The organism is Nocardioides daedukensis (assembly GCF_013408415.1).
Taxonomy (GTDB): Bacteria; Actinomycetota; Actinomycetes; order Propionibacteriales; family Nocardioidaceae; genus Nocardioides; species Nocardioides daedukensis.
This window is the reverse complement of sequence record NZ_JACCAA010000001.1, coordinates 1,261,952-1,282,664: the sequence shown is the minus strand read 5'-3', so window position 1 is coordinate 1,282,664 and position 20,713 is coordinate 1,261,952. Positions and strand designations below refer to the sequence as shown.

Annotated in this window: 20 protein-coding genes and 2 tRNA genes; 12 read left to right on the top strand and 10 right to left on the bottom strand. The window is 68.4% G+C overall.

Annotated features, from left to right (window positions below; all coding sequences use genetic code 11):
* Positions 1-15: 15 nt before the first annotated feature.
* The 3 genes from BJ980_RS06310 to orn form a co-directional block, all read right to left on the bottom strand.
* Positions 16-1,599 carry a phytoene desaturase family protein gene (locus BJ980_RS06310; RefSeq protein WP_179501505.1) on the bottom strand — a complete coding sequence of 528 codons (1,584 nt, stop codon included), beginning with the start codon at positions 1,597-1,599 and terminating at the stop codon, positions 16-18.
* 78 nt (positions 1,600-1,677) lie between these two features.
* Positions 1,678-1,753: transfer RNA gene (locus BJ980_RS06305), tRNA-His, on the bottom strand.
* A gap of 49 nt (positions 1,754-1,802) precedes the next feature.
* Entirely contained in the window at positions 1,803-2,441 is a 639-nt protein-coding gene (orn, locus tag BJ980_RS06300; protein WP_179501504.1) for an oligoribonuclease, read from the bottom strand.
* A gap of 85 nt (positions 2,442-2,526) precedes the next feature.
* Between orn and BJ980_RS06295 the strand changes: the two genes are divergently transcribed.
* The 6 genes from BJ980_RS06295 to BJ980_RS06270 are packed head-to-tail and all read left to right on the top strand — an operon-like array spanning position 2,527 to position 7,613.
* A complete protein-coding gene (locus BJ980_RS06295; protein WP_179501503.1) occupies positions 2,527-3,000 on the top strand; it encodes a MauE/DoxX family redox-associated membrane protein in 474 nt (157 codons plus the stop codon).
* A complete protein-coding gene (locus tag BJ980_RS06290; RefSeq protein WP_179501502.1) occupies positions 2,997-3,695 on the top strand; it encodes a DsbA family protein in 699 nt (232 codons plus the stop codon). Before BJ980_RS06295 ends, BJ980_RS06290 begins: the two co-directional genes overlap by 4 nt.
* A gap of 52 nt (positions 3,696-3,747) precedes the next feature.
* Complete coding sequence (locus BJ980_RS06285; protein WP_179501501.1) at positions 3,748-4,983, top strand: hypothetical protein; 1,236 nt, start codon at positions 3,748-3,750, stop codon at positions 4,981-4,983.
* Positions 4,980-5,639 (top strand): hypothetical protein, encoded by a 660-nt coding sequence (locus BJ980_RS06280; RefSeq protein ID WP_179501500.1) that lies wholly within the window; start codon positions 4,980-4,982, stop codon positions 5,637-5,639. Before BJ980_RS06285 ends, BJ980_RS06280 begins: the two co-directional genes overlap by 4 nt.
* Positions 5,636-6,544, top strand: coding sequence for a hypothetical protein (locus BJ980_RS06275; protein ID WP_179501499.1), 909 nt, complete (start codon positions 5,636-5,638; stop codon positions 6,542-6,544). Before BJ980_RS06280 ends, BJ980_RS06275 begins: the two co-directional genes overlap by 4 nt.
* Before the next feature lie 40 nt (positions 6,545-6,584).
* Positions 6,585-7,613 (top strand): adenosine deaminase, encoded by a 1,029-nt coding sequence (locus BJ980_RS06270; RefSeq protein WP_343047714.1) that lies wholly within the window; start codon positions 6,585-6,587, stop codon positions 7,611-7,613.
* 43 nt (positions 7,614-7,656) lie between these two features.
* Here the strand turns inward: BJ980_RS06270 and BJ980_RS06265 are convergent.
* The 4 genes from BJ980_RS06265 to BJ980_RS06250 form a co-directional block, all read right to left on the bottom strand.
* Positions 7,657-7,730, bottom strand: a tRNA-Arg gene (locus BJ980_RS06265).
* A 188-nt stretch (positions 7,731-7,918) separates the two neighbouring features.
* Positions 7,919-8,335 (bottom strand): DUF2752 domain-containing protein, encoded by a 417-nt coding sequence (locus BJ980_RS06260; RefSeq protein ID WP_179501497.1) that lies wholly within the window; start codon positions 8,333-8,335, stop codon positions 7,919-7,921.
* Complete coding sequence (locus BJ980_RS06255) at positions 8,332-8,709, bottom strand: CD225/dispanin family protein (RefSeq protein ID WP_179501496.1); 378 nt, start codon at positions 8,707-8,709, stop codon at positions 8,332-8,334. The genes BJ980_RS06260 and BJ980_RS06255 overlap by 4 nt, the downstream gene beginning before the upstream one ends.
* Positions 8,710-8,820: 111 nt before the next feature.
* A complete protein-coding gene (locus tag BJ980_RS06250) occupies positions 8,821-10,245 on the bottom strand; it encodes an aminopeptidase P family protein (protein ID WP_343047713.1) in 1,425 nt (474 codons plus the stop codon).
* Positions 10,246-10,293: 48 nt separating this feature from the next.
* On the opposite strand from BJ980_RS06250, the gene BJ980_RS06245 reads away from it, so the two are divergent.
* The 6 genes from BJ980_RS06245 (at position 10,294) to ettA (ending at position 18,134) form a co-directional block, all read left to right on the top strand.
* The gene (locus BJ980_RS06245) at positions 10,294-11,427 is read left to right on the top strand and encodes a PrsW family intramembrane metalloprotease (RefSeq protein WP_179501495.1); all 1,134 of its coding nucleotides are present in this window, start codon (positions 10,294-10,296) and stop codon (positions 11,425-11,427) included.
* Positions 11,424-13,172: a dynamin family protein gene (locus BJ980_RS06240; RefSeq protein WP_246279933.1), complete on the top strand. Its 1,749-nt coding sequence runs from the start codon at positions 11,424-11,426 to the stop codon at positions 13,170-13,172. The genes BJ980_RS06245 and BJ980_RS06240 overlap by 4 nt, the downstream gene beginning before the upstream one ends.
* Positions 13,173-13,211: 39 nt before the next feature.
* On the top strand, positions 13,212-14,867 hold the full coding sequence (locus BJ980_RS06235; protein WP_179501494.1) for a GTPase: 1,656 nt from the start codon (positions 13,212-13,214) through the stop codon (positions 14,865-14,867).
* Between the two features lie 139 nt (positions 14,868-15,006).
* Complete coding sequence (locus BJ980_RS06230; RefSeq protein WP_179501493.1) at positions 15,007-15,510, top strand: single-stranded DNA-binding protein; 504 nt, start codon at positions 15,007-15,009, stop codon at positions 15,508-15,510.
* Positions 15,511-15,565: 55 nt separating this feature from the next.
* The gene (locus BJ980_RS06225; RefSeq protein ID WP_179501492.1) at positions 15,566-16,402 is read left to right on the top strand and encodes an endo alpha-1,4 polygalactosaminidase; all 837 of its coding nucleotides are present in this window, start codon (positions 15,566-15,568) and stop codon (positions 16,400-16,402) included.
* A 49-nt stretch (positions 16,403-16,451) separates the two neighbouring features.
* Positions 16,452-18,134: an energy-dependent translational throttle protein EttA gene (gene ettA, locus BJ980_RS06220; protein WP_179501491.1), complete on the top strand. Its 1,683-nt coding sequence runs from the start codon at positions 16,452-16,454 to the stop codon at positions 18,132-18,134.
* 64 nt (positions 18,135-18,198) lie between these two features.
* On the opposite strand, the gene BJ980_RS06215 is transcribed toward ettA, so the two are convergent.
* The 3 genes from BJ980_RS06215 to BJ980_RS18870 form a co-directional block, all read right to left on the bottom strand.
* Positions 18,199-18,717, bottom strand: coding sequence for a MarR family winged helix-turn-helix transcriptional regulator (locus BJ980_RS06215; protein ID WP_179501490.1), 519 nt, complete (start codon positions 18,715-18,717; stop codon positions 18,199-18,201).
* A gap of 115 nt (positions 18,718-18,832) precedes the next feature.
* The gene (locus tag BJ980_RS06210) at positions 18,833-20,059 is read right to left on the bottom strand and encodes an acetyl-CoA C-acetyltransferase (protein WP_179501489.1); all 1,227 of its coding nucleotides are present in this window, start codon (positions 20,057-20,059) and stop codon (positions 18,833-18,835) included.
* A gap of 48 nt (positions 20,060-20,107) precedes the next feature.
* Positions 20,108-20,704, bottom strand: a complete 597-nt coding sequence (locus BJ980_RS18870; RefSeq protein WP_179501488.1) for a TetR/AcrR family transcriptional regulator — start codon at positions 20,702-20,704, stop codon at positions 20,108-20,110.
* Between the last annotated feature and the right edge of the window lie 9 nt (positions 20,705-20,713).

Here is a 20,713-nt window from a genome sequence, read left to right as displayed (position 1 = left end):
CCGCCAGGCCTGAGGTCAGCGGACCGCCAGGACCGCCCGTGCTGCGTTGTGGCCGCCGAGGCCGGAGACCGCACCACCGCGGCGGGCTCCGGAGCCGCACAGCAGCACGTTGGGGATGTGCGTGGCCACGCCCCACTGCTGCGCGGGAGTGTCGAGCAGGGCTCGGTTGCTCGCCCATGGCCACTCCAGATCGCCGTGGAAGATGTGGCCTCCGGGCATGGCGAGCTCCGCCTCGATGTCCTGGGGGACCTTGGCCTCGATGCACGGGTTGCCCGCGCGGTCCCGGGCCAGGCAGTCCTCGAGCGGTTCGGCCAGGTGCTGCTGCAGGGAGGCCAGGGCCCGCTCGACGGCCAGCTCCTTGTTCCCGGGGGTCTCGAAGAGTGCCTCCGGAGTGTGCAGCCCGAAGTAGGTCAGCGTGTGGCCCGGGAACGAGCCGAGGATCGAGCGGTCGCTGAGCGAGTGACAATAGACCTCGCCCGGCATCTCGGTGGGCACCTGCCCGGCAGCGGCCTCGGCGTACGCCCTGCGCAGTTGCTCGTAGCCCTCCGAGAGGTGCAGCGTGCCGGCGAAGGCGACCTCGGGGTCCACCCCGGACTTCAGCTTCGGCAGACGGTCCAGGAGCAGGTTGATCTTGAGCTGCGAGCCGCTCGGCTTGATCCCTGGTTCGGCGTCCTCGCCCAGGAGGATCCGCAGCACCCACGGCGCCACGTTGGACAGGACGTGGCCCGCGGCCACCGAGTGGTACGTCGACCCGTCGTGCCAGGTGACCTCGGCGTGCGAGCCGTCGCTGGAGATGCCGCTGACGCCGGCACCGGTGATCACCTCGGCGCCGGCCTCGGTCGCGGACCTGCGCAGCGCATCGGTGAGTGCCCCCATGCCGCCGACGGGAACCCGCCACTCGCCGGTCCCGTTGCCGATCAGGTGATAGAGGAAGCAACGGTTCTGGATCAGGCTGGGGTCGTTCAGATCGGCGAAGGTGCCGATCAGGGCGTCCGTGCCGACCACGCCCCGGACCAGGTCGTCGCCGAACCGACTCTCGATCGCGGCGCCGAGCGGGTCCTTGACCACCTGGCGCCAGGTGGTGGGATCGATCTGCGCGGCGATCTCGGACTCGGGGAGCAACGGGTCGAGGAGGGTCGGTGCGATGACGCCCGCCATCTTCTCGACGTCGGCATAGAAGGTCTGCCACGTCTCGTACTCCTCAGCGGACCCGGTCAGGGTCTCGAACGAGGAGCGAGTGGCGCCGCCCTCGGGGCGCTCGACGAGCAGGCCGAGGGCCTGGCCGTCGCGCGCATAGGGGGTGAAGCTCGCGGTGGAACGGGAGCGGAGCTCGAGGTCCAGGCCCAGGTCCGTGGCGATCTGCTCGGGCATCAGCGAGACCAGGTAGGAGAACCGCGACACCCGGGCGTCGTACCCCTCGAATGCCTGCTTGGAGACCGCTGCGCCACCGGTGACGTCGAGCCGTTCCAGCACCAGCGTCGACAATCCCGACCGGGCCAGGTAGGCGGCCGCGGTGAGGCCGTTGTGACCACCACCGACGATGACGACGTCATAGGTGGACAGGCTGGGTTGACCGACGGGGCCGTGCGCGGAGTCCATGCTGGTCACGCTAGCCGAGGCGCGGGTGCCCCGGAAAAGAAAGACTCCCGGATCCGACCTGCGGATCCGGGAGTCCCTTGGGGTGAGTAACGGGACTTGAACCCGCGACATCCGCCACCACAAGGCGGCGCTCTACCAGCTGAGCTATACCCACCATGCGTCAGACGCCGAGGCGCCATGACCGAACGGGATTCTAGCCCTACTCAGGGGGTGCTAGTCGAATCGGGGCCTGCCCCGAGTCCGGTGATCGAGCCGCCGTGACGCGAGGCGATCTCGCGGGCCACCTCGGAAGTGGGGCCGGGAGGGGCGACGAAGACGGCTTCGCGGTAGTAGCGGAGCTCCTCGATGCTCTCCTGAATGTCGGCCAGGGCCCGGTGGTTGCCGAGCTTCGGGGGAGATGCGTAGTAGGCACGCGGGAACCACCGTCGCGACAGCTCCTTGATCGAGGAGACGTCGACGATGCGGTAGTGGAGGAACGACTCGAGCTCGGTCATGTCGCGCGCCAGAAAGGCTCGGTCGGTCGCCACGGTGTTGCCGGCCAGCGGCGGGCGCGAGCCATCGGGGCAGTGCTGCTTGATGTAGGCCAGCACCTGTTGTTCGGCGTCGGCCATCGTGATTCCGTCGGCCAGCTCCTCGAGCAGCCCCGACTTCACGTGCATCTCGCGCACGAAGTCGGTCATCTGCTCCAGTGCCTCGGCCGGGGGCCTGATGATCAGGTCGACCCCCTCCCCGAGCACGTTCAGCTCGAAGTCGGTCACCAGGGCCGCTACCTCGATCAGCGCATCCGCGCCGAGGTCGAGGCCGGTCATCTCACAGTCGATCCACACCAGTCTGTCGCTCACGTCTGTCGACACTAGGGCATGGCGCCCACAACGACGTGGTGGGAGGGCTCAGCAGCGTCTCAGAATCGACCCATAGGATCGAGGTATGTGGGGTTGGGCGGGGTTGATCATCCGGTTGGTGGTCGGCGGCGTGTGGATCGTGGCCGGCGCGCTCAAGCTGCCGGATCCGGCGGCAAGCGTGCGCGCCGTGCGCGCCTATGACCTGTTGCCCGAGTCGATCGTCCCCACCGTCGGCCACGTGCTGCCGCTGGTTGAGATCGTGATCGGTGCCTGCCTCGTCGTCGGCCTCTTCACGCGGTGGAGCGCAGTCTTGTCCGGGCTGTTGTTCGTCGTGTTCATCATCGGCATCGCCTCCGCCTGGCAGCGCGGACTCCAGATCGACTGCGGCTGCTTCGGCGGCGGCGGCCAGATTGCCGACGCGACGTCGAAGTATCCCCTCGAGATCGCCCGGGACGTCGCGCTCCTGGTGGCCTCGGCACTGCTGGTCTGGCGTCCGCGGACCCGGCTGGCCCTCGACCCCGTCCTGTTCCCCACACCCACGGAGGAAGCACGTCCATGACCCAGAAGCAGCGCAACGCACTGATCGCAGGTGTGATCGCCGTCGTACTCGTGGTGATCGTCGGCATCGGCTGGGCGATCCAGTCGAATCGCGACACCTCCGGGGAGGCGGGGGACCGGCCGGGCGACAACTCGTCCGAGACGGTTGCGATCGACGTGAAGGTCGCTGCCGAGGGCGATTATGGGCTCGGCGTCGGCGATCCTGAGGCGCCGGTCAAGGTGGAGATCTTCGAGGACTTCCAGTGTGGGCACTGTGCCGACTTCAAGAAGGTTGCCAACGATGAGCTGCTCGCCGCTGCGCAGGACGGGTCGGCGTACGTCGTCTATCGGCCGATGGCTTTCCTCAACGAGTGGTCGGTGCGCGCCATGAACGCCTTGGGTGTCGTGCTCGACGAGGCTGGCGGTCAGGCCGCGCTCAAGCTGCACGACCTGCTGTTCGCCAACCAGCCCAGCGGCACCGTGCCCTCCGACGACGAGATCGTCGCCCTGGCCGTTCAGGCCGGCGCGAGCGAGTCCGACGTCCGCAAGGGCATCGAGGATCTCTCCTTCCGGCAGTGGGTCGTCAACGCCACCGACGACGCCTCGAAGCGTGGTGTGACCGGCACCCCCACCGTCTTCATCAACGGCAAGCCGGTCGGTGGTCAGACGATCGACGAGCTGACGGCAAACACCTTCAAGGGGATCAACGCGGGCTGAGCCCGGAAGCCAGCGGAGTTTGGGCCGGCCTGCGAGGGGCTAGATTCCGGTCATGGGACTCCGCGTGCGACTGCTGCTCGCCGGCATGTGCCTGCTTGGGCTCGCCGGGGTCGCACCGGCGTCGGCGGACCCGACCGGGGACGGGCCGCGCCTCGCACAGGTGCGAGCCGATTTGGCCGAGTCCGGGGTCTATCTCGAAGCCGGGCCGGCAGCGGGTGAGGTCGACCTGTGGCGAGAGCGGCTGGAATCCGCGTTGGCCGAGGCAGACCTGGGTGTCCCGATCAAGGTCGGACTGTGGAGCGAGATCGCAGATGTCCCGCCGTCGATGTACGCAGACCCGGCCGAGACCCTGACCGCCGTCGGGGCCGAGGATGGTGTCCTGATCGGCTCCTCGGGGGCATCGCTCGAGGTCCTGCACCTGCAGTCGGGGAAACGCAAGGTTCTGATCGACGCCGTCCTGATGGGCGCCCGTGCGGTGGTGGCGCCGCTCGTGGAGCGCAGCCCCGACCCCGACCGGTTCTCGCAGGTGAGTGCCGTCGCCCAGGCATGGATCTACCTCCGCCTCGCCTCCGCCGACCCGCCGGAACCCAAGGACCTGGTGGACGAGCTCGCCGGGGACACCAGCCTCTTGGTCGACTCCGCCTATCCGGCGTTGCGCCCCGACTCCTGGTCGCCGAATGACTTCCGCCCGCTCAGCGTGGCGACCATGGGCCTCGTGGTCCTCGGCACTTGCCTGATGATCGTGCGCCGGGTCCGTGCCGACCACCTTGCCGCTCGCAGACAGGAAGTAGCCGACGAGGTGGACCCGTTGGCTGCCAGGCTCACTCCGCTCATGGTCGAGGAGGAGCTGACCGATCTCGCCGAGGCGATCTCCACTTCGGACCGGGTGCCGGGGGACCCGGCCTACGACAAGGCGCTCGCCTTCGCCGACGCGGCCAACGCCCATGCCAGCTCCGAGGACGTGCGGGACCTGCTCGGGGTGCACTTCCTGGTTGCCGACGGTGTTCGCGCACTCGGTGGATGGAGCCGGGAGAGCCGCTGCTTCTTCAACCCCGCCCACCGCGGCACGACCACCCTGCGCCGCAAGCAGTCCGTGCTTCCGTGTTGCGCGGCCTGTGCCAGTGCAGTGCGCAGTGGTGGCCGTCCGGACTCATTGCTGCTGCCCGATGCCGACGGGTGGGTGCGCGCCTACTACGAGACCGATGACATCTGGACCGCCACCGGCTATGGCGCGGTCGACGAGCGTTGGGCCCGCAGGGTTCACCTGGACGCACTGGAGCGCCGGTGAGCACCGGGAAGGGCCAGGCACGCTTTGGCTGGAAGGAGATCGCAAGTGTCGGGTGCGTCCTGGTGGCCGTGGGCTGGGTGGTCGGGCTCTTCACCCCGCACTACTCGACGGAGAACCGACCGGTCGTTGACACCTCGGTGCGCACGTCATATGTGACCGAGCTTGCCGATCACCTGCGCGAGGACCCGGTGTACGTCGACCCGCTGCTCGCCGACACCGTGGGCAAGGACTTGGTGACTCCCCAGGTGCGCGAGGCCGTCGAGGACAGTGAGCTGACGACGTACCTGTTGGTCATCCCCGATCTGCGGGGAGGTGCGGGGCAGACACGAGTGCTGCTGACCAGGATCGCGGACGAGCTGGATGAGCAAGCGGTCTTCTTCGCCCTGGACCAGAACCGACTCGTCACCGACCACGTGCACAAGTCGGACGCTGTGATCCTCGATCGCACGTTCGGCACCCAGACTCCCGAGACCATGTTGGACACCGTGGAACATGCGGCGGACCACGTGGACGACGAGGAGCAGGACCTCGCCTTCGACGTCCTCAACGGGTTGTTCCTCGGCGCCCTGCTCTCCGTGCTGCTGTGGAACGCCGTGAGGTTCGTGCGCTGGACCCGGCGCCGCAACAGGTCCTACCTGGCGGGGTTCGAACGATGAGGGGGCACACGATCGTCTTCGGCATTCTGGGCGTCCTGGTCCCGGTGGTGCTGGCGGTCTCGGCTCACGCGGACACGGAGGTTCGCATCGAGAGTGGAGCCGGTCTGGGTGCCGAGCGGGAGACCGAGATCAGGGAGCTGGTCGAGGAGGCCGACGTCTCCGCGACCGTCGTCGCGCTGGAGAGCCTGCCGCGCGAGGCCAGGCGTTCACCGCACCTGCTCGCCTCGCAGATGCTGGCCGAGGCATCCCCCGGGGTCAAGGTCGTCCTCGTGTATGGCGCGGACTCACTCCCCGCGTTCGGGGTGGCGACCAGGCAAGGCTTTGACGGCTCGACGAACACGAGCTCGGCGCTGCAAGCCACGGACTTCACTGACGATCCTGCCGCGGACGAGTTCGTGGCCCTGGTCGACATGGTGCTCAACGACAGCGGCGACGCCGGCGTCCAGGCGGCGATCGAGAAGTCCCGCGCGGATCGGGCCGACCGGGCTGGTGAGGACGTCGCGCCGCAACGCATCGTGGAACCCAGCCGGACCGTGCGTGGGGTCCAGTTCGCGGCCATCGCTCTCGCAGGCGGCCTTGTGGTCTGGTTTCTGATGCTTCGGGGTCTGGCGGTGCTCGGTTGGTGGCGTCGCCGCCGGCGGACCGAGGTGTTGACGAGTGCCGCGGACGTGGCGGCGAGCAGGAACCTCGCCGAGCAGGCACAGTCCGATCTGCTCGGTCTGGGTGCGGCCATCGACGCGCACCCGATGCGGGGTGATGACGATCTCCAGGCATGGCACCGGGTGCTCGACGCCTATGACACTGCGACCCGGCTCGCGGACGGCCGCGACGCGGCGGACAGGAGTCGCGAGGTCGTCGAGGCGTGCGCGCGGGGACGTGCCGCGCTCGCAGACGTCGACCGCTGAGGTCTTGGGTTGGGCGCCGGGGCGCTGGCACACTGCGAGAGTGACCGCACAGACCCCTCGTGACCTGTCCGCCTTCATCGCTGGCCTGCCCAAGGCCGAGCTGCACGTGCACCACGTCGGCTCCGCCTCGCCACGGATCGTGAGCACGCTGGCCGAGAGACACCCCGGGACCGTGCCCAGCGACCCCGAGGAGCTGAAGGACTTCTTCGCCTTCCGCGACTTCGCGCACTTCATCGAGGTCTATCTCACCGTCGTGGACCTGGTGCGTACGCCCGAGGACATCGAGCTGCTGACCTACGAGATCGCCCGCGAAATGTCCACGGGCCAGAACGTGCACTATGCGGAGCTCACCTGCACGCCCTACACCTCCGTGATCCGCGGCATTCCGATCGAGGCCTACACCGAGGCGCTGGAGGAGGCCCGGCGTCGGGCGGAGCGCGACTTCGGGATCGTGCTGCGCTGGATCTATGACATCCCCGGGGAGAGCGGGATCCCTGCAGCGGACGCAACAATCGGCTATGCGCTGGAGCACCGAACCGACGCACTGGTCGGCTTCGGACTCGGCGGGCCGGAGATCGGCGTACCCCGTCCGCAGTTCAAGCCGCACTTCGACAAGGCGCGTGCCGCAGGCCTGCGCAGCGTGCCGCACGCGGGGGAGACCACCGGGCCCGAGACCGTCTGGGACGCCGTCCGGCTTCTCGGTGCCGAGAGGATCGGGCACGGTACGTCGTCCGTCCAGGACCCCGAGCTGCTCGCCCATCTCGCCGAGACCGGGATCTCCCTCGAGGTCTGCCCGTCCTCCAACATCGCCACCCGCGCAGTGGAATCGCTCGCCGTGCACCCGCTGCGGGCGTTCCGCGACGCCGGCGTGAAGTTCTCGATCAACTCCGACGATCCGCCGATGTTCGGCACGACGCTGAACCGCGAATATGAGATCGCAGCCGACCTGCTCGAGCTCGACAAATCAGGCGTGGTCGACCTGGCCCGAGCCGCCGTCGATGCGTCCTTCGCGCCGGACCTGGTCAAGGTCGAGCTCATCAAGGAGATCGCGAAGCACGCAACCCTCTGAGCCGGTCTGTTCGGCGCCCACGCGAGTGCGGATCGAACTTGAGCGCCCCCGGCAGGACTCGAACCTGCGGCCATCGGATTAGAAGTCCGGTGCTCTATCCAGCTGAGCTACGGGGGCGTGGGGCGAGATTGCAGTCGGGACAAACATCGGGGCAACGCCCCGAGTTGTGTGCCTAGCTGCATAGCCGTCGCCCGCGGAGGATTATGCACCATGCCGGGGTGGACCCACGGGCGACTTTCCCGACTCATCGCGACCGGCAGTCAGTTCGACGCCGTCGCTCCGAACAGCGGCAGAGGATGCGCCGTTCAGGGTGCGAGCGGCGAGCCCGGAACATTGCGCAGCACCACGAAGACCGCGATCACCACGAGCAGCCCGATCGCGAAGCGCGACGAGTCCGGAGGACCGGTGATGCGCCTGCCCCAGCTGGAGGCCGCCTGCGAGACCAGCCACCACGTGAGCCAGGCAAGCGCGGGGAGGAGCAGCAGGTTGTGCCCGATCGCCTCGAGGGGGTGACCGGTGAGCAGGTCGTGGGTGCCGCGCAGGCTGCCGCAGCCGGGGCAGTAGAACCCGAGCAGGGTCGAGGGGCAGACCGCGAACGAGCCCTCGGCGTGGGGGTCCCTGAGGACCAGCGCCGCGCCGGCTGCCGCAGCGCCCAGCCCCAAAATGGTGACGCGCACCCGGTCCGAGGACCGGGTGCGCGTCGAGAGGTCGAAACCGATCACATGCTCGATGCGCCGACGACCACGAAGAAGATGATGTAGAGAACCATCACGATGACGCCGCCGATGATGCCGTAGATCGCCCACTTCTTGGCGTCTTCGGAAGCCTGCTGCGCACCGGCGTAGTCGCCCTGGTTCCAGAGGCTGTCCACCTTGGTGGCCTTGATGATCGACACGATGCCGAGCGGCAGGCAGCACAGCAGCGTGACCAGGATGCCCCAGACGAGGTTCGAGTCGGGCTTCGCGCCGCCCGGGCCTGCGCCGTAGTTGGGCTGCGGGGCGCCGCCGTAGTTGGGCTGGCCACCGTAGTTCGGCTGACCGCCGTAGTTCGGGTCCGGGTTCTCGCCATAGCCGGGGGGCGGGTTGTCATTCGACATGGAGTGGCTCCCAAGGGGTAGTCGTTGGTGTCAGGCACAGATACTGCCATGCCCACGACACACCATGACCCACCTCGCAGGCTTTCAAACCTACAATTCTCCCCGACTTTCTCAGCGCTGCAGCGAGGACATCCAAGCCTCGACGTCCTCGGCCGTGCGGGGCAGCGATGCCGAGAGATTGCGTGAGCCGTCGGCGGTCACCACGATGTCGTCCTCGATCCGGATGCCGATGCCGCGCAGCTCCTCGGGGACCAGCAGGTCGTCCTCCTGGAAATAGAGGCCCGGCTCCACGGTGAGCACCATCGACTCCGCCAGATCACCCTTGGGGTAGGCCTCGGTGGAGGCCTGGCCGCAGTCGTGCACGTCGAGGCCGAGCATGTGGCTGGTGCCGTGCAGCGTCCAGCGCGAATAGACCTTCGACTCCGGGTCCAACGCCTCCTCGACGGAGACCGGCAGCAGGCCCATGTCGCCCAGGCCGTGGGCGAGCACCTCCATCGACGCCTGGTGGACTGATTGGAAGGGGACGCCCGGACGCACGGCTTGGATGCCGGCCTCCTGGGCGGCGTGGACGAGGTCGTAGAGCTCGCGCTGCAGCGGCGTGAACCGGCCGTCGACGGGGATCGTGCGAGTGACGTCGGCGGTGTAGAGGTTGGTGCCCTCCACGCCCATGTCGAGCAGCAGCAGCTCGCCGGGCGTGACCGGGCCGGAGTTCTCGATCCAGTGCAACGTGGTGGCGTGCTTGCCGCTGCCGACGATCGAGTCATAGCCGATGTCGTTGCCCATCGCGCGAGCGCGGCGGAAGAAGGTGCCCTCGATCCAGCGCTCGCCATACTTCAGGACGTTGTCCCAGTCGCGGACGGCATCCTCGAAGCCGAGCGCGGTGATGTCACAGGCCTGGGCCAGCTCGCCGAGCTCCCACTCGTCCTTGAGCAGGCGCATCTCGGAGGCGACGCGGGCGAAGTCCCGGTCGTGCTCGGCGTCACCTGGGACGAGTGAGTCGACGCGGGCATCCACGCCGCGCAGCACGCGCGTCTTGCCGGTGCCGCCCAGGTGCTCCTCGAGGTCGTCGATGTGGCGGGTCGGCAGGCCGAGCGAGTCCGAGATCTCGGCGAGGGAGGGACGGCGACCGGCCCACAGCTCGCCATACTGACGGTCACGGAAGAACTCGTCGCTCTGGCGGCTCGAGCGGGGACGGGCGAACAGGGTCGCCTCGCCGCCCTCGATCACCAGCACCGCGTCGGAGGTCTGGTTGCCGGAGAAGTAGGTGTGGGCGGTGTCGGGCCGGAACCGGTAGTCGGTGTCGTTGGAACGCACCTTGTAGTTGCCGGCCGGGATCACCAGGCGGTCGCCGGGGAACGCTTCGGCCAGACGCTCACGACGAGCCGCGGCGTACGACGACACCGGGTGCGCGGGCAGGTCGAGCTCGCGGTCGCCCCACCCCCGGCGCATGAACGCCGACCACGCCTCGGGCACGGACGGGTCGTGGGACTCGGTCTGGAGGTCTTCGGTCTGCTGTGTGTTCTCGATCTCGCTCACCCCTCCACCATACGTCGATGCCGACCCCGAGCCGATAGGCTCGTATCCATGCCTTCGCGACGCCACGACAGCCTTGTCTTCACGGTCGTGGTCTCTTCAATCGCGGCCCTGGCGGCCGTCCCGTTCGCGATCCTGATGCTGCTCGCGGGGGAGGGCCCCTCGGTGGTCATCGCCTCACTCTTCGCGCTGCTTCCGGTCGGACCGTTGGTGGCCTGCTACCTGTGGCTCGACCGCTATGAGCCGGAGCCCAGGTCGCTGCTCGTCACCGCCCTGGCATGGGGCGCGTTCGTGGCCACCATGCTGGCGATCCTGGTCCAGGGCCTGGGCGGGTGGTTTGCGGACTTGACCGACGAGCAGTCCCTGGCGATCGTCGCGCCGATCACGGAGGAGGCGACCAAGGGCCTGTTCCTGGTGCTTCTCGTGATCTGGAAGCGACAGGAGTTCGACGGCGTCCTCGACGGAATCGTCTATGCCGGCTTCGTCGGCATCGGCTTCGCGTTCACCGAGAACATCCTCTATCTCAGCGCCGCCTACAACGGGACCGACGGCTCCGCGCCCGGCGGCCTGGCCGGGCTCGGGGTGCTGTTCGTGGTCCGCTGCCTGGCGAGCCCGTTCGCGCACCCCCTGTTCACTGCGTTCATCGGCATCGGCCTGGGCCTGGCGCTCAGCAGCCGCTCCACCCTGGTCAGGGTGCTCTCACCGGTCGTGGGCTACCTGCTCGCGGTCGGACTGCACGCAGCCTGGAACGGCTCGACCCTCGTCGCGGACGGGGTGGGCTTCCTGGTCGGCTATGCCCTGGTCATGGTGCCGACCTTCGTCAGCATGGTGATCATCGCGATCTGGGTGCGCAGCAAGGAGCGGACCATCCTGACCCGAGCCCTCGACGACGCTGCGCTGCGCGGACTGATCGCGCGCGACGACGTACGACATGTGGTCGATCTGCGTGCCCGACGCCAGGCCCGTGCGTTCGCGCACCGGCACGGCGGCAGGGTCGCCGCGGACACTATGCGTGATTATCAGCAGGCTGCCGTGGAACTGGGATACCTTCACCACCGGGTGCTCCGTGGCACGGCGCCGAAAAACTATGAAGAGCGAGGGCAGATGTTCGTGGAGCGGATGCACGCGATCCGTCCCCGGATAGCCTTTCCGGTGCCGATGGTTGCAGGAGGCCGACACCGATGAGCACGGAACCGTCCAAAGAGTCGACGAAGATGCTGACCGCCCTCGTGCGGTTGCGCAGCGCACTGCAGGAGATCTCGCTCCCGCTCGATGTGCCCGGCGTCGAGGACCAGCGAGCGGCCCGCGCCGAGATGGTCGACCAGCTCGAGGACTACGTCATCCCGCGACTGATGACGATCGATGCACCCCTGCTGACCGTCGTGGGTGGATCGACCGGCGCCGGGAAGTCGACCCTGGTCAACTCACTGGTCGGGCGTCGCGTCACCGAGCCCGGCGTGCTCCGACCGACCACACGCTCTCCCGTCCTGGTGCACAACCCGGCAGATGCCGGGTGGTTCGGCCAGGACCGGATCCTGCCCGACCTCGAGCGCACCGAACGCGCCACCGGCGACCCGTCGGCGCTCCAGCTGGTGCCCGCGACCACCATCCCCGCCGGGCTGGCCGTCCTCGACGCCCCCGACATCGACTCCGTCGAGGAACGTAACCGCACGTTGGCAGCCCAGCTGCTCGCGGCGGCCGACCTCTGGCTCTTCGTCACCTCGGCCGCGCGCTATGCCGACCAGGTGCCGTGGGACTTCCTCAAGCAGGCCGCCGACCGGAGCACCGCTGTCGCGATCGTGCTCGACCGGACCCCGCCCGAGGCCATCGACACCGTCGCCGCCCACCTGGCCCGGATGCTGGCCAGCCGGGGGCTGAAGGACTCACCGCTCTTCATCGTCACCGAGGGCACCGTCGACGCCGACGGACTACTTCCGGCCGCAGCCGTCAAGGACATCCGCGGCTGGCTGGCGTCGCTGGCGGCTGACGCCGATGCACGTGCCGCGGTGGTCAAGCAGACCCTCGAGGGCGCGATCCGCAGCGTCTCCAGCCGGGCGTACGCCGTGGCCGACGCGGTCGACGAGCAGGTCAAGGCGACCACCTGGTTGCGCGAGGACGCCGAGCGCGCCTATGCACAGGCCGCGGAGTCGATCCACAAGGCCAGTGCAGACGGCACGCTCCTGCGCGGCGAGGTGCTGGCCCGCTGGCAGGAGTTCGTCGGCACCGGCCAGCTGCTGAAGAGCCTGGAGTCCAACGTCGGCCGCGTGCGCGACCGCATCGTCAACGCAGTCAAGGGCAAGCCGCGTCAGGCCGAGCGCGTCACCGTCGCGGTCGAGTCCGGACTGGAGACGCTGCTGCTCGAGCACGCCGAGACTGCGGCCGAGCAGGCGGCTGCCTCGTGGGGCTCGACCGCCCAGGGCAAGGCTCTGCTCGCCGAGGGGTCCGGTGACCTCGGCCGGGCATCGCGCGAGTTCCGCCGGGAGGCGGAGCGGATGGTGCGCGAGTGGCAGCAGGGCGTCCTCGACATGGTGCGCAGCGAGGGACAGGACAAGCGCGGCACCGCGCGGTTCCTGGCCTTCGGCGTCAACGGTCTCTCCGTCGCCCTGATGGTGATCGTGTTCGCCTCGACCGCAGGAGTCACCGGAGCCGAGGTCGGCATCGCCGGCGGCAGCGCCGTGGTCGGTCAGAAGCTGCTCGAGGCCGTCTTCGGCGACCAGGCCGTCCGTCGACTCGCCGAGCGGGCTCGCAAGGACCTCGACCAGCGGGTCCAGGTCCTGCTCCAGCGCGAGCAGGCGCGCTTCACCGGCCTGGTCGATGCGCTCGGCGTCGACACCGGGTCCCCCGAGCGGGTCCGCAGCGCTGCACGCCGGGTCACGGACGAGCGTTTCGCGACGCAAGGCCGTGGAGTCCACGGCGACCACTCCGCATAGAGTGACGCCAACACACCGAAGACCTCTCCGAGGGAGAAGATGACGTCCTTGATCGAGGGGGCCAAGAAACTGGTCTCCAGGGGCTCCGATCTCGGAGCCCGTGTCAGTGGTCTCGAGGCCGCGGTCTCACACGCGCGCGGCCGGCTCGAAGACGGTCTCGTCGACGACGGACAGGAGATCGTCGACCGCGCGTCCAGCCGGCTGAAGCTCTCCGCCGAGCACACCGTGATCGCGATCGCGGGTGCGACCGGCTCGGGCAAGTCGTCGACCTTCAACGCCCTGACCGGGATCGAGCTCTCCGCGGTCGGCGTACGCCGTCCCACCACGTCGTGGGCGAGCGCCTGCGTATGGGGGCGAGAAGGTGCCGACGAGCTGCTGGAGTGGCTCGGCATCCCTGCGCGCCACCAGACCACGCGTGACTCGATGCTCGACACCGGCCGCGAGGACAACCGCCTCAACGGCACCGTGCTGCTCGACCTGCCCGACCACGACTCGACCGAGGTCTCCCACCACCTCGAGGTGGATCGCCTGGTGAAGCTGGCCGACCTGCTCGTGTGGGTGCTCGACCCGCAGAAGTATGCCGACGCCGCGATCCACGACCGCTACCTCAAGAAGCTCACCACCCACCAGGGCGTGATGGTGGTCGTGCTGAACCACATCGACACGGTGCCGGAAGACCGGCGCGCCTCGATGGTGGAGGACGTACGCCGCCTGCTCGTCGAGGACGGCCTGAGCGAGGTCCCGGTGCTCGCCGTCAGTGCGCGCCAGGGCATCGGCATCGATGCGTTGAAGGACGAGATGGCCAAGCGGGTCGCCTCGAAGAAGGCCACCAAGGCCCGCATCGAGGCCGACGTACGCGCCACCGCGGAGCGGTTCGCGCACGCCAGCGGTTCGGTGAAGTCGCAGTCCCCGGACAAGGCGGTCATTGCCGAGCTCGAGGACGCGTTCGCCGACGCGGCAGGCGTGCCGATCGTGGTCGACGCAGTGCGCGAGTCCACCCAGATCCGTGCCCGCCGGGCCACCGGCTGGCCGGTGACCTCCTGGTTCTCGAAACTGAAGCCCGACCCGCTCAAGCGACTGCACCTCAACCTCGGGGCGGAGGGTCGGGCGCTCACCAAGGCGTCGCGGACCTCGGTCCCGCCGGCCACCAAGGTGCAGCGGGCGCGTGTGGACGCCGCGGTGCGTGGCGTTGCCGACGGCATCTCCAAGAACTTGGCCACCCCGTGGCAGGCGTCGATCCGCCAGGCCTCGGTGTCGCGGTCCGCGGAGATCTCCGACCAGCTCGATGTCTCCCTGGCCACGGCCGACCTGGGCACGACGAAGCTGCCCTGGTGGGCCTCAGTCGTCCGCGTGCTGCAGTGGATTCTGATCCTGACCGCGCTCGCCGGTGGTCTGTGGTTGGCGGCCTACGCGGTGATGGGCTACCTGAAGATGCCCGAGCCGACGGCACCGGATGTCGGTGGCTTCCCGCTGCCGACGTTGATGCTGTTGGGCGGCGTGGCGTTGGGGATCGTGCTCGCGCTGATCTGCCGAGTGCTGGTCTCGCTCACTGCGAAGGCGCGCGCCCGTGCGGCCGATCGTGAGCTGCGCTCGGGGATCCGCCAGACCACCCAAGACCTGGTGATCCAGCCGATCGAGCGCGAGCTGGACGCCTATGAGCGGGTCCGCGAGGGCCTCGCGGTCGCGCTGAAGTAGGCCGGCTCCAGCCCACTTTCCCTCCACAGGGGTCGTCGTTCCGACCGTTGTCCACAGGGCTCCCGTGCGACGACGTACTCGGTCCGCGCCCCCCTGCAGTCTTGTCGTGTTCATTCCACACACAGACAAGGACACCGACATGTACGACACCATCGTCACCATCCAGGGCTGGATCGGCACCGACGTCGAGGAGCGCCTCGCCGGGACTGCGCCGGTGGTCAGCTTCCGGGTCGCCTCGACCCCGCGGCGCTTCCACAAGGACTCGAACCAGTGGCACGACCTCGAGACCAACTGGTTCACCGTGAACGCCTGGCGCGCCCTGGGCATCAATGTCGCCAAGTCCCTGCAGAAGGGCGACCCGGTGGTGGTCATCGGCAAGCAGACCACCAACTCCTACACCGACTCGAACGGTCGCGGGGTGCAGTCGGTGGTGATCGAGGCACTGGCCGTCGGTCCGGACCTGAACCGGGGGACGTGCGAGTTCACCAAGACCAGCCGCAACGCCGACACCAACGAGTCAGTGCGCACGATGAATGCCGACTTCGGGGTCGACGGGCCGCAGGTGAGCAGCGACGGAGAGCTGATCGAGGACATGGTGGTCAACACCGAGACGGGGGAGATCCGCGAGGAGAGCGCCGCCTGACCCACGGGCGCATCCCCGGGCACTCCCGGATGGGGAACCCGGGCAGGATGTGTCCATGCGAGGCGGATGGGCGGCAGCGGTGGCGATGGTCCTGACCCTGTCGGGATGTGCCGCAGACTCGGCTCCGCGCCAGGACCCGAGTCGCGTGCTGCTGCCGCCCGTCACCGGGCAGTTCGACTACCAGTTGGGCGGTGCCGACGACGAGACCGACCTGGCGGTGGTGGTCCGTGACGCCAGCTCCCGACCCGTGCCAGGGGCCTACAACGTCTGCTACGTGAACGGCTTCCAGACCCAGCCCGAGCAATCCGCGACCTGGGCCGCGGACCATGCCGAGCTGCTGCTCCACGACGGCGCGGGAAGGCTCGCAGTCGATCCCGACTGGCCCGACGAATATGTCCTCGACCCGTCGTCAGCCTCACAGCGTGCAGCGATCCTGGACATCATCGGGCCCACCATCGCCGACTGTGCCGCAGCCGGCTTCGATGGCGTCGAGATCGACAACTTGGACACCTGGACTCGGTTCGCCGACGCGGAGACCGGAGTGATCTCCAAGGCGGACGCGGTGCAGCTCGCTCGCGACTATGCGGACCTGGCACACCGACACGGACTGGCGATCGCCCAGAAGAACACCCTCGAGCTGGCGGCCACCGGACCCGAGATCGGATTCGACTTCGCCGTCGTCGAGGAGTGCGGGGCCTACGACGAGTGCGCAGGCTTCCGCGATGCCTATGACGCGCACGTCCTGCAGATCGAATATGCAGACAACTTGCCGCGTTCCTTCGCCGATCTGTGCCGGAGCCGAGAGCGGGCCCCGTTGACCATCTTGCGCGATCGTGACCTGGTCCCGGCGGGGCAACCCGGGCATGTCCGAGAGCAGTGCCCAGACCAGTAACCCTCATCCGGTTGGAGTCAGGCGCCCCCGGCACCGTAGGCTCGCGCCCATGGCTGAGTATGTCTTCACACTGCGCAACGTCCGCAAGGCGCACGGTGACAAGGTTGTCCTCGACAACGTCACCCTCTCCTTCCTTCCTGACGCGAAGATCGGCGTCGTCGGACCCAACGGAACCGGTAAGTCGTCCCTGCTCAAGATCATGGCTGGGCTCGACAAGGCCAACAATGGTGACGCGTTGCTGACCCCCGGCGCGACCGTCGGCATGCTCCAGCAGGAGCCGCCGCTGTCCGAGGGCAAGACTGTCCTCGAGAACGTCGAGGAGGCCGTGGCCGAGACCAAGGCCAAGATGGCGCGTCTCGACGCCCTCTACATGGCGATGGGCGACCCCGACGCTGATCTGGACAAGATCAACGAGGAGGCCGGCAACCTGCAGAGTGAGCTCGACGCCGCGAACGTGTGGGATCTCGACAGCCGCCTGGAGCAGGCGATGGACGCTCTGCGCTGCCCGCCGGCGGACGCCATCGTCGACAACCTCTCCGGTGGCGAGCGGCGCCGGGTCGCCCTGTGCAAGCTGTTGCTCCAGCAGCCCGACCTACTGCTCCTCGACGAGCCCACCAACCACCTCGATGCCGAGTCCGTGCAGTGGCTCGAGGGCCACCTCAAGGACTACCCCGGCGCAGTCCTGGCAGTCACCCACGACCGCTACTTCCTGGACAACGTCGCCACCTGGATCCTCGAGCTGGACCGCGGTCAGGCGCACCCCTACGAGGGCAACTACACGACCTACCTCGAGACGAAGCAGTCGCGCCTCAAGATCGAGGGTCAGAAGGATGCCAAGCGCGCCAAGATGCTCGAGAAGGAACTCGAGTGGGTCCGCTCCAACGCCAAGGCCCGGCAGACCAAGAGCCGGTCCCGTCTCGCGCGCTACGAGGAGATGGCTGCCGAGGCCGACCGGATGCGCAAGATCGACACCTCCGAGATCAACATCCCGGCCGGGCCGCGACTGGGTGACATCGTCCTCGAGACCCACAACCTGACCAAGGGCTTCGATGACCGCACTCTGTTCCACGACCTGTCGTTCACGCTGCCTCGCGCGGGAATCGTCGGCGTCATCGGCCCCAACGGCGTCGGCAAGACCACGCTGTTCCGCATGATCACTGGTGGCGAGCAGCCCGACGAGGGCGAGCTCAAGGTCGGGCAGACCGTGAAGTTGTCATACGTCGACCAGAGCCGCGGCGGAATCGACCCGAACAAGAACGTCTGGGAGGTCGTCTCCGACGGACTGGACTTCATCAAGGTCGCCAACTTCGAGATGAACTCACGCGCCTACGTGGCGTCGTTCGGGTTCAAGGGACCCGACCAGCAGAAGAAGGCCGGCGTGCTCTCCGGAGGTGAGCGCAACCGTCTCAACCTGGCGCTGACCCTGAAGATGGGCGGCAACCTGCTGCTCCTCGACGAGCCCACCAACGACCTTGATGTCGAGACCCTCTCCTCCCTCGAGGACGCGATCCTTGACTTCCCCGGCTGCGCCGTGGTCACTTCCCACGACCGGTGGTTCCTCGACCGCGTCGCCACCCACATCCTCGCCTGGGAGGGCGACGACGAGGACCCGGCCAAGTGGTTCTGGTTCGAGGGGAACTTCGCAGCCTACGAGGAGAACAAGGTCGAGCGCCTCGGCGTCGAGGCCGCGCGCCCGCACCGGGTCACGCACCGTCGCCTCACCCGCGACTGATCCCGCGACATCGTGCCACTCGCGACTGATCCCGAAAGGGGTCGGTCGCGAGTGAGCGGCCGATTCAGCTGCCCGGAGTGCGGAGGTCTGCCTCCGGGTGCTGTTGCGCGAGCTTGTCGACCACTGCGTTCATCACCCGGCCGAGGGCTGCGAAGTCGTCGTCCGAGGCGAGGTCGAGCAGGTGGGACCTGACGCCGTCCACGTGAGTGGGCGCGGCCTTGACCAGGAGCTCGTGGCCCTTGGTGGTGAGGTGCGCGAAGATCCCGCGGCCGTCGTCCTTGGCCTCGCTGCGCCGTACGAGGCCAGCGGTCTCCATCCGCTTGATGGTGTGGGTGACCCGGCTTCGGCTGAACCGCATCGCGTCGGCCAGCGCCGACATCCGAAGAGAGTGATCCTCCCGCTCGGAGAGGCGGACGAGCACCTCGTACTCGTTGAGCCCGATGCCGAAACTGCCACGGAGCTCGTCGTCGAGACGATCGGTGAGCAGGATGGTGCCGACCATGTAGGCGCGCCAGGCGCGCTGTTGATCGGGGTCGAGCCAACGCGTCCCGGTCACGGTTGCGTGCGAGGCGGCGTCACTCATGGCGAGGAGTCTAGACGCAACGGACCGCTCGTTTGCACAACGCACAGACCCCGGGCACGGCGTGTGCCCGGGGTCTGTGAGCGGACCACTGCGTGGTCCGGATCGTTGCGGTCGCTCAGATGCGCTCGAGGATCAGGGCCATGCCCTGGCCGCCGCCGACGCACATCGTGATCAGGCCGGTGGACTTGTCGTGCCAGTCCAGCGAGTTGATCATCGTGTTCTGCAGGCGGGCACCGGTCATGCCGAACGGGTGTCCGACAGCGATGGCGCCGCCGTTGACGTTGAGGCGGTCGATGTCGATGCCGAGGTCCTGGTAGGACGGCACGACCTGCGCAGCGAAGGCCTCGTTGATCTCGACGAGGTCGATGTCACCGATGCTCATCCCGGCGTTGGCAAGGGCGCGCTTGGACGCCTCGACCGGGCCGAGGCCCATGATCTCGGGGGAGAGCCCGGAGACGCCGGTGGACACGATCCGGGCCAGCGGCTTGAGGCCCAGCTCGGCCGCCTTGGTGTCGGACATGATCACGACGGCAGCCGCGCCGTCGTTGAGCGGGCAGCAGTTGGCCGCCGTGACGACGCCGTCGGGGCGGAAGACCGGCTTGAGCTGGGAGGCGGCCTCATAGGTCACGCCCGCGCGCGGGCCGTCGTCGGCCGAGACGACGGTGCCGTCGGGGGCGGTGACCGAGGTGATCTCGCGGGCCCAGAAGCCGTCGTTGATCGCCTTCTCGGCAAGGTTCTGCGAGCGGACGCCGAACTCGTCGAGCTCTTGGCGGCTCAGGCCACGCATGCGGGCCACGTTCTCGGCGGTCTGGCCCATCGCGATGTAGGCGTCGGGGAGCAGGCCGTCCTCGCGCGGGTCGTGCCAGTCGGCGGTCGTGGTGCCGTCACCCTTGGCCTGGGCGTCGGTGCGCGCGATGGCGTCGTCGAAGATGGGGTTGCGAGTGTTCGGGATGTGGTCGGAGGTGCCGTTCTTGAACCGGGAGACGGTCTCGACGCCTGCCGAGATGAAGACGTCGCCCTCGCCGGCCTTGATCGCGTGGAAGGCCATCCGCGTGGTCTGCACCGACGAGGCGCAGTAACGGGTGATCGTCGCGCCGGGGACCTGGTCCATGTCGTTGATCACGTTGATGATCCGGCCCATGTTGTTGCCCATCTCGCCACCGGGAAGACCACAGCCAAGGTAGAGGTCATCGACCGTGTTGCGGTCCAGGGCGGGGATCTTGTCCAGGGCGGTCTTGACGATGAGCGCTGCCAGGTCGTCGGGACGGAAGTCCTTCAGGGACCCCTTGTTGGCGCGACCGATGGGGGAGCGGGCAACGGAAACGATGACTGCCTCGGGCATTTTTCTCCGATCAGAGGGGTGCAGGGTTGACGCGAAACTCCGTCCAGCCTAGTGCGCCCCTCGCCTGTCAGCGAGAAGCTGTCCCATGAGATGGGTCAGGCAGTCCGCGAGATAGGCCGACTGGTCCTCAGCGGGGCGTTGCAGGGCGCCGAGCAGTACGCCGTCGAGCGCGGCGACCAGTGCCTCCGCCCGCTCATCACTGTGCTCACGGCCGGCCAGGGCCATGGTCTCCTCGACAACCTCGACGAGTTCACGGCGCGAGGTGGCGAAGATCGATGCCAGCTCCTGGTCACGCGAGCCCTCCATCGCCAGCTCGAGCTTGGTCACCAGCAGGGCGGGTGCGCCCAGCCACTGCTGGAACAGCGACTGGGTCATTGCCTGAGCCTTGGCCAGGTCCTCACCATGGTGGGCGATCTCGTCGGCGAGGCGACGTACATCGTCCTCGAGCCGGGCGGCCACGAAGGACGCGAGCGCGCCTTGCAGGGCGCTGCGGGTGCGCAGGTAGCCCGAGCACGAGCCCTCGGGCAGACCTGCCTTGCGGTCGACGGCTCGATGGGTCAGGCCGCGCAGTCCGTTCTCGGCGACCACCTCCATCGCCGCGAGGAGCAGTTGCTGGCGGCGGGGTGTTAGCTCTGGCCTGGGCACGGATCTCCT